General features: G+C 35.9%; 14 protein-coding genes and 1 tRNA gene. 1 reads left to right on the top strand and 14 read right to left on the bottom strand.

The genetic code is table 11. The annotated features are described in order from the left end of the window. Nucleotides 1-216: 216 nt before the first annotated feature. Nucleotides 217-1,686, top strand: a complete 1,470-nt coding sequence (locus IEV85_RS08235; RefSeq protein WP_188462126.1) for a GAF domain-containing protein — start codon at nucleotides 217-219, stop codon at nucleotides 1,684-1,686. Between the two features lie 2 nt (nucleotides 1,687-1,688). Here the strand turns inward: IEV85_RS08235 and IEV85_RS08230 are convergent, their stop codons facing one another. From IEV85_RS08230 to IEV85_RS08165, 14 genes are all read right to left on the bottom strand, one after another. Beyond that, entirely contained in the window at nucleotides 1,689-2,996 is a 1,308-nt protein-coding gene (locus IEV85_RS08230; RefSeq protein WP_188462123.1) for an MFS transporter, read from the bottom strand. 94 nt (nucleotides 2,997-3,090) lie between these two features. After that, nucleotides 3,091-3,567, bottom strand: a complete 477-nt coding sequence (locus IEV85_RS08225; RefSeq protein WP_188462121.1) for an ExbD/TolR family protein — start codon at nucleotides 3,565-3,567, stop codon at nucleotides 3,091-3,093. Nucleotides 3,568-3,582: 15 nt separating this feature from the next. Further along, nucleotides 3,583-4,146, bottom strand: coding sequence for an ExbD/TolR family protein (locus IEV85_RS08220; RefSeq protein ID WP_188462119.1), 564 nt, complete (start codon nucleotides 4,144-4,146; stop codon nucleotides 3,583-3,585). Next, the gene (locus tag IEV85_RS08215; protein WP_188462117.1) at nucleotides 4,146-4,472 is read right to left on the bottom strand and encodes a hypothetical protein; all 327 of its coding nucleotides are present in this window, start codon (nucleotides 4,470-4,472) and stop codon (nucleotides 4,146-4,148) included. The genes IEV85_RS08220 and IEV85_RS08215 overlap by 1 nt, the downstream gene beginning before the upstream one ends. Nucleotides 4,473-4,495: 23 nt before the next feature. Continuing rightward, nucleotides 4,496-5,338 carry a MotA/TolQ/ExbB proton channel family protein gene (locus tag IEV85_RS08210; RefSeq protein WP_188462115.1) on the bottom strand — a complete coding sequence of 281 codons (843 nt, stop codon included), beginning with the start codon at nucleotides 5,336-5,338 and terminating at the stop codon, nucleotides 4,496-4,498. A gap of 172 nt (nucleotides 5,339-5,510) precedes the next feature. Then, nucleotides 5,511-5,597, bottom strand: a tRNA-Ser gene (locus IEV85_RS08205). Nucleotides 5,598-5,863: 266 nt separating this feature from the next. Next, nucleotides 5,864-6,931 carry an asparaginase gene (locus IEV85_RS08200; protein ID WP_188462113.1) on the bottom strand — a complete coding sequence of 356 codons (1,068 nt, stop codon included), beginning with the start codon at nucleotides 6,929-6,931 and terminating at the stop codon, nucleotides 5,864-5,866. Then, nucleotides 6,931-7,686, bottom strand: a complete 756-nt coding sequence (locus tag IEV85_RS08195) for a TatD family hydrolase (RefSeq protein WP_188462111.1) — start codon at nucleotides 7,684-7,686, stop codon at nucleotides 6,931-6,933. Before IEV85_RS08195 ends, IEV85_RS08200 begins: the two co-directional genes overlap by 1 nt. Beyond that, nucleotides 7,683-8,792, bottom strand: a complete 1,110-nt coding sequence (locus IEV85_RS08190) for a glycosyltransferase (protein ID WP_345259445.1) — start codon at nucleotides 8,790-8,792, stop codon at nucleotides 7,683-7,685. Before IEV85_RS08190 ends, IEV85_RS08195 begins: the two co-directional genes overlap by 4 nt. Continuing rightward, nucleotides 8,789-9,427 (bottom strand): polysaccharide deacetylase family protein, encoded by a 639-nt coding sequence (locus tag IEV85_RS08185; protein ID WP_188462107.1) that lies wholly within the window; start codon nucleotides 9,425-9,427, stop codon nucleotides 8,789-8,791. The genes IEV85_RS08190 and IEV85_RS08185 overlap by 4 nt, the downstream gene beginning before the upstream one ends. Beyond that, entirely contained in the window at nucleotides 9,420-10,643 is a 1,224-nt protein-coding gene (locus IEV85_RS08180) for a PP2C family protein-serine/threonine phosphatase (RefSeq protein WP_188462105.1), read from the bottom strand. The genes IEV85_RS08185 and IEV85_RS08180 overlap by 8 nt, the downstream gene beginning before the upstream one ends. A gap of 86 nt (nucleotides 10,644-10,729) precedes the next feature. Next, complete coding sequence (locus IEV85_RS08175; RefSeq protein WP_188462103.1) at nucleotides 10,730-10,987, bottom strand: hypothetical protein; 258 nt, start codon at nucleotides 10,985-10,987, stop codon at nucleotides 10,730-10,732. Next, nucleotides 10,977-12,086, bottom strand: a complete 1,110-nt coding sequence (locus IEV85_RS08170; RefSeq protein ID WP_188462101.1) for a glycosyltransferase — start codon at nucleotides 12,084-12,086, stop codon at nucleotides 10,977-10,979. The genes IEV85_RS08175 and IEV85_RS08170 overlap by 11 nt, the downstream gene beginning before the upstream one ends. After that, entirely contained in the window at nucleotides 12,083-13,012 is a 930-nt protein-coding gene (locus IEV85_RS08165) for a lysylphosphatidylglycerol synthase domain-containing protein (protein WP_188462099.1), read from the bottom strand. The genes IEV85_RS08170 and IEV85_RS08165 overlap by 4 nt, the downstream gene beginning before the upstream one ends. Nucleotides 13,013-13,016 lie beyond the last annotated feature (4 nt).

The raw sequence follows: 13,016 nt of genomic DNA, 5'->3' as shown, positions 1-13,016 counted from the left end.
ATTCGTAAATCATTTTATTGAACAGAATTTTACCTGATGAGTCTAAACAGGTTTGAAATCAAGCTTTTATTTTAGAAAAAATTGAATTACTTTAACTTTCAAATCTGGTACTCAATGAGAAAATTCTTTAAAACACATCTTATTTCAATCGGGATATATAGCGTATCAACACTAATTTTATTAAGCGTAATATTATCTTTTTATAATAGAATAGTAATGCGTAATGCATTGGAAGTGAAAGAGCAAACCAATCTTGTTACGATGGTTACAGAGAATACTATGCTAAATATGCGCCAAATGGACATAAGCGGAAGAGGTTATGCCCTTATACGAGATGATGGCTTCCTTTTTTGGAGTGTAGATGTAGCAAGGAGGACAAATAGAGATAATTTTAGAACACTGGATAGTTTATTTGCCATCCAAGGCTTTAGTGACCCGGTTAATTACCCGCGGGTTAAAGCAGGTTTTTATGAGTACGCTGATATGTATGAGCAAATGGTAAAACACCTTAAAAATGATGACATGGAAGCATATCTCAAAATCCTTTCCAATGACTTTGGCAGAGACTTTTGGCCTGTAAATGCAGCCTTCAGTAGTAATTTGGCCCAGTTTCAAGAGCAACTTATTGAGAAAGCAGAATTAAGATATGAAAATGCCATTTTTAGAAATTCAGTAGTACAATTACTTCTTCTTTTGATAGGATTGCCTACACTTATCTTCGTTCTGATAAAGTTAAAAAGAGAGCATAAAGAAAGAACTGCTCTTTTACTCAATTTGCGAGAAAACAATAAGAAATATTTATTTAATGATGGTGAAACTGGCTTTCGCGGAGCTGAAGGAATTCTCAATAACTCCATAAGTAACCTTAAAAAGGCTGCTGAGTACGTCACCAGTGTGGCATCTGGCAATTATCAGGTGGAGTGGGAAGGAATGGATTCTAATAATAAAGAACTTAACAAAGAAAACCTGGCAGGTCAGCTAATCAGCATGAAACAAAAAATGGAGAAGGTAGATGCTGAAAATAAGAGAAGGATCTGGACCACTGAAGGGTTATCAAAACTTACAGAAGTAATTAGAAATAGTGAGCAAAATATAAATGAACTCACTTTCGAAGTGACTAAATATCTTAGCAAATACTTAAACGCCCAACAAGCAAGTCTTTTCGTTTTAGAAGAATCAGATAACACCGCCAATAACCACCTGAGACTGGCTGCTGCGTATGCATTTGACAGAAGAAAGTTCATGAAGAAAAAAATTGAAGTAGGTCAGGGACTTGTGGGACAGATTTTCAGGGAAAAAGAGACTTTACTTCTTACAGAGATCCCCCAGGAGTATACTATTATAAAGTCAGGTTTAGGAGATGCTACACCAACATGCCTTGTTATTATACCTATGATGTATAATGAGAAAGTTCAGGCCATACTTGAGATGGCTTTGTTTCATAAGCTTGAAGATTATGAAGTAAGCTTTCTGGAAAAGGCGGGTGAATATATAGCTTCCTCAATTGCTACCACACAAAATAATGAAACTACCAGGTTACTGCTGGAACAAATGCAATCTCAGGCAGAGGAAATGCGGGCACAGGAAGAAGAATTACGTCAAAACATGGAAGAGCTGGAAGCCACACAAGAAGAAATGAGAAGAAAAGAAAAACTGGCTGAAGAGATACTTCAAAAACAAACGTGACGCTAACTGACCTCCAAAGTTCTTTTGGAAAGAGACGGCATCTTTACCATGATTAGCAGACCAATACCAACTGCAAAGAATAAACCTAAAGCGATGGTACTATTTCTCATACTGCCTGTCCATTGTTCAATAAAACCATAAGAAAAAGTACCGATTACAATAGCTACTTTTTCAGCAACATCATAAAAGCTAAAGTAAGAGGCATGGTCTTTCGTGTTCTCAGGAATCAATTTGGAATATGTACTTCTTGAGAGAGATTGAATTCCTCCCATTACCAGACCTACTATAAAAGCAAGAATGTAGAATTGGTAGGCTGTATAGACAAAGTAGGCATAAAGGCAAATAAATATCCAAATGGCAAGCATCATTAATAAAGAAAACTTATTGGTTTTCAATTTAGACAAATATGCAAAAGCATAAGAACCTATTATAGCCACAACGTTAATAATCAGAATAGTAAGTATAAGTTTATCACCAGGTAAAGCCAGTTCCTTACTTCCAAATGAAGCTGCCATATACATTACTGTTTGAACCCCCATGCTATAAAAGAAGAACGAACTCAGAAAATATTTCAATACTCTTCTATTTCTAACTTCTTTCACAACCTTTAGCAGTTCTAAATAGCCATTTCTTACAATATTCAAATTGAATTGATTTGCGCTTTCTGGTTCAGTTAAGCTTCTGAAAGTAATTTGTGCAAAGCCGATCCACCAAATCCCTACACTTAAAAAAGAGATTCTGGCAATTATAGCAGTGTTTTGAAGATTGAACCACTCAGGGTTAGAAATACATACTAAATTAATTACTAAAAGAATAATACTACCCACATAACCTAAAGAGAAGCCCTTTGCACTCACCATATCGTGCCTCTCGGGAGTTGCTATTAAAGGAAGAAATGAATTATAAAATACCAGGCTTCCACTATAGCCTATACTAGCTAAAATTGAACAGATAATAGCCCATTCAACATTTTCTCCAGTAAAAAAGAATAAACCAATGCAAGACACCCCTCCTAAATAAGTAAAGAACTTCATGAATGCTTTCTTATTACCTGTAAAATCAGCAATGCCTGATAGCAATGGGGACAATAGCGCTATAACAAAAAAACTAAAAGAGATAGCAAATGAATAAAGTGCTGTATTCACTACTTTAAACCCGAAGAAATCAACCACATCACCCCGGAAGAAATTTTGAGTGGCTGTATTATAAAATACCGGAAAAATCGAAGATTTAATTACTATTGCATAGACTGAGTTAGCCCAGTCGTACATACACCATGCATTAATAGTACCCCGTCTGTTTAATTCCAAAATATTAGAGAGAGAAGTAAAAGAAGAAACTTAAAGTATAAAAAAAGCCTACACTTATTGTGCAGGCTTTGTAATTTAATAATATTCTATTGATTTATAAACCAGCTTTCTGTAAATCAGTTAGCTGTCTTGTATTATACATCAATTTCCTCGCGTTAGCTTCTCTTAACTGCTGTTGAACGTCAGAAATAATACCCATCTTTGCTTCACTATCTACTTTTAAAGCAATGGTTATCTTATCTCTCTCAACTTCTGCTAATTTATCCTTTTCTTTAGCTACCCACAGCATCACCCCAGAAGGCTCAATAAACACATCATTGGCTTGTATTTTAGCTTCACCACCGAAAGCCTCAGTTTTCTTAGGCTTACCTATGTAAAGGTAGCTTACCAAAGATTTACGTTCTATTTTTCTTAATTGCTCTGCTTTAGGGATATCCTGCTCTACTAATATATCAGTTTCCCTCAATACAGTAGTAACCATAAAAAAGAATAAAAGCATAAAGATAATATCCGGTAGTGCTGCTGTTGGAATATCCTGGCTGGCACTTGTCTTTTTCTTAAACTTTGACATATTCTTCTTTTTAGGTTATTGTCCAATGCTTGAAGGTTCAGCAATCGAAATTGCCATAGGAATACCTTCTCTACCTTTATCATATAGAGCCTGATCCTTAGGATTACTTAAATCCAATGTACGGAATTCCTCGGCTGTAAGGCCTACTTTCTGTCCATAGATTTCGTAATATGCACCTTGTAATTGATCCAATACATTGATGTAGATCTCATAACTGGTACCTCTATCAGTTTTGTAAGATACAATCGCATCTTTCGGAGACTCAGCTAATTCAGGATTATTATTCGGATTTAAAATATGTTCAACTAACATATCTTTAATCTGAGTATAATCATCCATTCTTTCGCCCTCAACCAATAATGCATCTGCAGAGTTAATAGCAACTTTAAACAAGTTCCTATCCTTAATTTTAATATCTACAATATCTACATCATCTTGTTTAGGAGGTAAAGTGATTGTTAATCCCTTATCCGATGCAATGGTAGTAGTTACAAGAAAGAATATCAGCAACAGGAAGGCAATGTCTGCCATTGAGCCTGCATTTACTTCTGATGATGCTCTTGATTTACTTCTGGCCATTAGTTTGCTATTTTTCTTATTTCAGAATAAATAATTGATAATACTGCAATACCCATTAATAAATAGGTAGTGATCAAGACTCCTCCAATTACTTTTGAAGAAGTAGATGTAATATTGAATTTAGTATACACGGCAGTTACCTCATCACCTGAAACACTCCATGATATTAAAAATATAACACCTATTGCTGCTATCCCTAAAACCGACTTTAACAGGCTTTTTGGGTTTCCCAATGCATTTATCAGTGGTAACACTATTGCACCTAATGCTGCAAGTATTACCAATAAATAAGATACATATAAAACTATATTAACAAATGATTCCATCTAGTAAGTTTAAAAAGTTAAAATTACTTAGTTAAGTTATGCTTTACTAATACGTCTACTAAAGCAATTGAAGCATCTTCCATTTGGTTAACTAAAGAATCTACTTTAGAAACGCAGTAATTGTAAAATAATTGTAAGATAACGGCAACAATCAAACCACCCACTGTAGTTAATAGGGCAACTTTAATACCACCGGCAACCAATGAAGGAGAAATATCACCTGCAGCTTCAATAGCATCGAATGCACCGATCATACCAATTACTGTACCCATGAAACCTAACATTGGAGCCAAAGAGATAAATAATGAAATCCATACTAAACCTCTTTCTAAACGACCCATTTCAACAGAACCGTAAGCGATAACTGATTTTTCAACCATTTCAACGCCTTCAGACATTCTCATTAAACCTTGAGTAAATATTGATGCTACAGGGCCTCTTGTATTTTTTGTTACTTCTTTAGCTGCTTCTACACCACCTTGGTTTAATGCATCTTCTACATTAGCCAATAATTTGTTGGTGTTTGTAGTAGCTAAGTTTAAAGTGATGATTCTTTCAATTGCAATAGCTAATCCTAAGATAAGACAGATTAATACAACTGACATAAATTCCCAACCACCTTCAATAAATTTTTCTTTTACAACTTGGTGAAATCCTTGTTCTTCAACCACTTCTTCGTCTACAACAGCCGTAGCCATAGTATCTTCTGCTTCAACAGGTTCTTCAGTTACTGCTGCTGTATCTGCAGCCTCTGTAGCACTTGTATCAGCCTCTTGAGTTGTATTTTCTTCTTGAGCAACTGCGTTGCCTGTAAAACCGAATGACATAGCTCCGGCCAGCATCATTAAGACAAATAGCTTTTTCATAGTTAAGTTGTTTGTAATTCTCTTTTTTAGTTTGTGTTTCAATTTTTAAAATTATTCAGAATTCAATTTTACACAATTATCAACAAACAGAAAATAATTTAATAAAATCTTTATTCGAAAGATGTATTATTTGTTCTATTTGGTAATAATATCTCTTTTATATTAAAAAAAGCGGAGAAGGAGGGATTCGAACCCTCGGTACCCGTGAAGGCACACTCACTTTCCAGGCGAGCCCGATCGACCACTCTGGCACCTCTCCTATTCATTAAAATCAAAGATTTATTTCAATTGAACTCTTTCCAATCGAATACAAATAAATCAATTATTTACTGCCTATGCAAACATAAAATGTTAAACGGTCAATAATAATTACTTTCTAAAGCCATAAAAAACATCTTTTATCTGAATCGTTATATTTTTCATTTCTTTTTTTATGTAATTACATATATATAGCCTGCATATTACTCATCAACTTAGAGGTAGCTCTCCTCTTGGAATTAAAAATACATGAGCTTTGTAAATAATCTATTCCATTTCACCCCTCAGTGGCTTTATCAGATTAAGCCTCTGTTGCTCTAAACTTTCTGCATGGCTCAATACATACATCATTTTGGTAATAGCCGCTTCTGTTGTTATATCACTTCCGCTAATAACACCTATTTCTTCCAGTGCAGAACTGGTTTGGTATTTCCCCTGAATCACTTTCCCTCCCATGCACTGTGAAACATTTAAAATAAGGATATTTTTACTTATAGCCTTTTTTAACTCTTCGATAAACCATTCATCGGTAGGTGCGTTTCCCGAGCCATAAGTTTCTATTACTACTCCTTTTAAGCCGGGAATTGCCAAAACGCCTCTCACAAATTGAGGAGAAATTCCTGGAAAAATCTTTAAGATAGCCACCTCCTGATGAATATTCTTCCTGACTTTTAGCTCCGTATCCGGTTGATAAGCACTTAAGGCAGAAAAATTATACTCAATTATTACTCCTGCTTCCGCCAAAACAGGGTAGTTTTCACTTTGGAAAGCATCAAACTGAACACTTTCAACTTTTTTAGATCGATTGCCTCTTAAAAGTAGGTTATCGAAATAGATACATACTTCTGACACTACCGGTCGGTGATTTACTTGTTGGGAGGCTATTTCAATAGCTGTTATTAAATTCTCGCGCGCGTCCGATCGTGCCGCACCAATGGGCAATTGGGCTCCTGTAAAGATCACGGGTTTATTCAGCCCTTCCAACATAAAGCTTATGGCTGAAGCACTAAAAGACATGGTGTCTGTACCATGAATTACTATAAAGCCGTCATACTCTTTATAAAACCTTTCAATCAGGCCTGCAATATCACTCCAGTGACCTGGGTTCACATTAGATGAATCAATAAGCTCCTTAAAAGAGGCTACTGTTATTTTAAGGTTGAAGTTTTTCAGAGAAGGTACTTCCTGTAGGATATGTTTGAAATCAAAAGGCACAAGCGCCTGCTGTTCATTATAAACCATTCCCAATGTACCGCCAGTATAAATAATTAAAATGGCGTGTTCAGGCGTTTTAGGAGTAGCCGTTTCAATATGTGTTAATACGTATGGATTCATCACTTGAAGAGTTTACTGGCATTGTTAGTAGTAATCTCGACTAAATCATCGAGAGGTATTTGCTTAAGGTCAGCTATCTTTTGTGCAATTAATTTTAAGAATGCCGGTTCATTTCTTTTTCCTCTATTAGGAGTAGGTGCCAAATAGGGTGCATCTGTTTCTAAAACTATTTGATTGATATCAATAGAAGGAATATGTTCTGCTACTCCTCCATTTTTAAAAGTGACCACTCCCCCGATACCAACAAAAAAACCAAGTTCAGCAACCTCCGCAGCTTGCTCTGCTGTTCCTGTAAAGCAATGGAATACTCCGCTTAAATTTTGATCATGTAAAGATTTTACTATCTCGAAAGTTTCCTGAAAAGAATCTCTACAGTGTAAAATAATAGGTATTCTATATTTTTTTGCCCATTCAATCTGGATTTTCAACGCTTCTTCCTGCTGAACCCTGAAAGTCTTATCCCAATAAAAATCAAGTCCAATCTCACCAACTGCAGCAAATTTACGCTTGCTTAACCAATTCTCTACTTCATAAAGCTGCTTTTCAAAATCTTTCTTCACATAGCAGGGGTGCAATCCCATAGTAGCAACAGATTGTGGAAACTTTTCCTCTACTTCCAGCATAGAATCAATAGATTCACTATCTATATTAGGCATGTAAAGTTTGGAAACCCCTTCTTCCAGTGCCCTTTCCAACATTTCATTTCTGTCATTGTCAAATTCCTTCGCATATAAATGCGCATGTGTTTCTATCATACTTTTGCGTATTTTCTACCTTTCCATTTTACCGGCAAAGGTAGCAGATAATAGACCATGAGCGCAACTGATAAAAAACCACTGTAAAATTCAAACATAAACAGATGGCCTAGAGGCATATATTGATTAAGTCTTTCCAGTATTTTATTTACGAAAAGGCTTTGTAGGGTAAGTTTAAGTCCGAAAAGTGGAATAGCTACCAGTGGATTGATGAAAATGAGTACAAGCATGGCTGGAAAATAAGTTGCCTGAATGATCAAAAGTGTTTTCATGAAAGCAGGAAGTTGCATAGCACCACTCATCCATCTTTTCCTTTGCTCCAGAAGCTCCCAGAACCCTTTGATGGCATTGGTTTTTACCATACTTTCTTCATTAGCCAACTGCTGAAAAGCAAAACCTTTCTGAACAACAGCCTGAAACAGGGCAAAATCTTCAGTTAAAGAGAATGGAATATTTCTAAAACCTCCTACTGCTTCATACGCTTCTCTGCTCACTATCATATTATTACCTACGGCAGTAACAGGAACCTTCCATCCGCTTACAATTTTCACCATTCCCAAGGCAAGTCCCCAGTCTATCATTTGCATACTGGAAAAGAAATTTTCTGTTTTTACAAGAGAGAAGCCACTTTGTACACCCATTCCCGTTTTCCAACAAGCCAGATGTTTACTTATCCATGAAGCAGGAACTTCAACATCAGCATCAGTGATCATGAAGTATTTTCCTTTGGCACGATCAGCCAACTGAGCCAGTACATTGGCCTTTGCTTTTAGTTGATATTGATTTGCCTGAATGGGAACATAAAAAAAGTTATTAGTTTCTTTATCCCAAGCACGTAAGATCTTTGTACTGCCATCATCAGAACCATCATCCCCCATTAGCACTTCAAACTTATCTGCGGGGTAATCAAGCTTTTCTAAAGAATTAAGCACGAAGTTAACGGTATGTACTTCATTTCTGACAGCAAGCAGGATAGAAATAAAAGGAAGCTCTCCTTCAGGTGGCATGGCATTCATAGGCTTAGGTTTCCAAGCCATCCACAAGATCAAATCTACTATTACTACAGTCAATATGATAAATATTAGCAAATAGAACAGAAGAATCATAGTGAGAGAAATTTGAAACCAAGATTTGAAAAATGTTGAAGGTATTGTGGCAAAACTGTAAGCACATTGTGCTGCGCTTTCACATTATCATGGAACACAATAATGCTTCCTTTACCAGTTGATTCAATCGTTTTTTTCCTGATCAATTCAGGAGAGAGCCTAATGTCATAATCTTTCGAGAGCACATCCCACATAATTATTCTATAGCCAGCCTGGCTAATTTTCCTGGCCAGTGAAGGGCTTACCTGACCATATGGTGGCCTAAACAGTCTCTTTGAACCTGCATAAAACTTCTCAATATTCTGCGCACATTCTTCAACATTCTCCAGGTAATGATTATGCCGGGTCCTCCACCCTTTTAAATGATTGTGAGTATGGTTTCCGATAACGTGGCCATCAGCAATTACCTTTTCAAATATTTCAGGATGCTTTCGAACATTATCTCCTACGCAAAAAAAGGTGGCTTTAGCATTATAACTCTTTAAGATAACAAGTATTTCTTCCGTAAGATATGGAATGGGCCCGTCATCAAATGTGAGATAAATTTCTTTTTTGTCTGTTGCTACTTTCCACTCCACTTGTGGAAGCAGATATTTTATAAAAGTGGGTGTTTTATAAAATGAGGAATCAAACATTAAAATCGCACACTAAAAGGGTTATATCATCAGAAAAAGCTCTCTCCCCTACAAAATTATTTAAATGTTCCAGTAAATCCGCGATTATTTGTGAAGGCGAGGAGTTACCATTAGCTTTTAAAAACTCTTCAAGCTTTTCAGCACCGAACTCTTCATCTTCTTCATTAAATGCCTCCGTTAAACCATCGGTATAGAGAAACAACTTCTGCCCATCCTTAATATCTAAATGACCTATTTCAAGGAAAGGCAATTCTTTAAAAGCACCTAAAACCAGTGTGCCGGTATTAAGTTCTGTAATTCCTTCAGCATTTAGCAGGAAAGGTGGATTATGGCCTGCATTTACATAAGTAATATGATCTTTTTTCATATCAATTAAGGCCATAAAAAAAGTAATAAAGTTTTCTCCGTTAGCACTTTCAAACACCTGATGATTTAGATCATGAACAATTTCCTCCAAATCAGAAGTTTTTCTTAAAAGCGTGCGTAAAGAGGCCTGAAAGTTGGACATTAGTATGGCTGCCGGAACGCCTTTTCCTGAAACATCAGCAATACAAACAAATTTTCTTTCCTCATCAATTTCAAGCCAATCATAATAATCTCCTCCCACGGTATTATGAGGAGAGTAGTGTGCTGCTATTTTAAAATTATCCTGATCCGGCAGATAATTAGGAAACAGTAACTGTTGCACCTTTTTGGCAATTTCCATTTCCTTGGCATACACTTCTTGCTCTATTGTTGCCCTGGCCATTTTTTTATTCTCAATGGCCACCATTATGATATTGGTAAGTGCCTGGATAAAATTGAGGTGGTTTTCTATAATCTTCTTTTCATTTCCTCCTGCAACTCCTCCGAGAAACACTACTGCCAATAAATCATTCTTATGAAATACCGGGATTCCTACTTCAAACTCATCAAAAGGGGTGTCTGAGAGATCATTTTGAAAGAGTATTTTTTTATTCTCGATCAATTCAGGAGCTGGCACTTCAAATTCAAAAGATTTTGAAGTGCCAAATTCAATTTTACTTTGCCATCCGTTTTCCTGAACCAACAAAACCAATTTAGCAAGCCTTAAATTAGCTCTTAAGGTGAAATTATAGATTTTATATAAGGAATCTTCAGACAAATTATCATTAATAGCCTGTGTTATCTCAAGAAGAGCATTTAGTTCCAGCTCTTTGAGTTCGTATTGATTCGCTATTTGGTAGCTTGTATCCATATTCTACGATGAAGGTAATATATACAAATGGATTTATATAAAATTTAAAGCAATTTATTGCTTTGAGAATTATAAATTATGCAGAACTAGAAGCCGTTATGTTGTAACAAGCCTTTCTTAGTAGCAAGAAAATAGAGCTCTTTCCAGGGAATAGTATCATAATTATCATTTTGATTTTTGTATTCCTCATCATGTGCTTTAAGAATTTTGATATAGCCCTCTTTGTATATTGATGTTAAAGTTGCTATTAAACGATGATCGTTCCAATTGATAGCATCTTGAATTTCTCTGTATGATTGCACAAAATAGAGCTCATCTAATAAATCGAATTCATCATCTGTCATATTTTCCGTAATTTCTTCCTTTCCACTGATAGGTAGCAAAGTTAGCAAGCAAGCCAAACAATACGACATAAATACTATAAAAAAACTGGAGAAAACAGAATGGTAAAAATCCAGTCGTTTGCTGCTGATCTCTTAAAATTGAGTGAATAAAAATATACTCTGCCACAGCTTTTGCCATAACTGCTAAGAGAAGAAACACATTTTGAGGTGCCTGAAAAAGCGTTCCTAAAGCAATAAGGTAAAGCAGGTGAAATGACCACACTGCAATGGCAGGTATTTTACTCTTTCTTTCCGATGCCGCCTTCCATTTTGAAGCCCAGCGTATTCTTTGATTGACAAATTCTCTTAACGTGGGGGCACCTGTGACAACAACAGCAGACTTTTGAAAATACACTCCTTGTGGGTATTTGGAAGAAATTTTCTGAAGTAAGAAAATATCATCCCCTGTGGGAATATGTAAATTATCCTCAAATGGCTGTAGTAAAATAAATGTATTTCTCCTGAAAGCAAGATTAGCTCCATTGGCCATTGTAGCATTACCTTTTTGTATGCTAATAGCCCCCACACCTATCAAAGGGGCAAATTCCATTTGAAATACTTTGGAAAGAAAGTTTTTTGCTTTAAAAACCACACTGCCACTTACCAGCTGTATCGATTGATTATGAAAAGAGGCCTGCATTTCCCTCACCCAGTTTGCAGGCAGATAGCAATCCGCATCAGTTGTAAGAATCAACTCTGCATCTGAATAAGAAATACCTTGAATTAATGCGCTTTTTTTACCTTCGCTGTTATCTGATAAGGAAATTACCTTATACCTGAAAGGAAAAGACTGAAGCGATGCATTAAGTATTTTTAATGAAGCATCCTGAGAGTGATCATTTACAAAAATGAAGTTAAGTAGGTGATGAGGATAGTCAATTTTAGTAAGTGAATTAATTAAAGGAATTAAATTATGCTCCTCGTTTCGGAAGGGAATCACTACAGAAACTCCTAATAATTTTTTTTCTGCAGCAGATACCGAAATAATCCTACTCCAAAGTAGAGTGAAATAACCCAGCACAGCAGCATACAATATAATCAAGAGGTTCAAAAACATCATGAAGGGTCAATTTTAAATTGAGGAACAAAAAATAATCCGATTAAGGCCGGAAGTGCTATATTAATTAACCAGAGCAGAAGACTGGCTAGAATAACAGGGGCTGCACTTATGTCAAAAGTTTCAAAATACAACACTGCGCTGAACTCCCTTATTCCTAAATCATTAAAAAAGTTGAAAGTGGGTAAAACAGATTTAGCCAAAAACATAAAAGCTATCCCCAGGAACTGCTGTTGAAATGAAATAGGAAATGAAAATATGGAAAGCAGCAACATAAACTGCACTGAAAAGATGAAATAGCGTACAGAAGATAAGGCCACTAACTGAGCAACAGATTTGAGTTGTAATTTTCGGATGAGATCGAAATAATACATCCATTTTTTGTTCTTAACACCGTATTTAATAAACAAAAATGACAAAAGTAGGAAGGCTATTAATCCTGCTACAGGAATAAGCCAGGAGGTATAATCACTACTGTAATCATCAAAAACGGGCTTTCTTTGAATGAAAACTATGAATGCAACTGCTCCAAAGGCCAGGGTAGGTATCATTTGAGACATTCTTGCTACCAGGATTGGTCCGAGAGCCTTTTTCCGGTCTTCATGACTAAAGGACCATATTTTAGCGAAATAATCTCCTACAGCATGCGGTGTAACAAAGCCTAGTGAAACTCCCGAAAGTACTCCTGCAGTTGCCTGTTTAAAAGGAAGATAAGTGAGAGATTTGATACTCAACTGCCATTTAAAAACCTCCATCAGGTAATTGAATGGCATTAAAAGCAGTGCAGCAAGTATGATGGACAAATTAGTCTGGTAGCTATAAAGTGCTTCTTCAAATGCTTCTTTATCAGTAAAAATCCTATAAAGCAAAAAGCAGAATATGCTTAAGGAAATTACCAGCTTTACTAAAAATAAAAAACGCTTTTTCAAATAT

The sequence above is a fragment of the Marivirga lumbricoides genome (genome assembly GCF_014636295.1).
Lineage (GTDB): Bacteria > Bacteroidota > Bacteroidia > Cytophagales > Cyclobacteriaceae > Marivirga > Marivirga lumbricoides.
The sequence above is the reverse complement of the archived record's forward strand: the minus strand, read 5'-3'. Positions and strand labels throughout refer to the sequence as shown.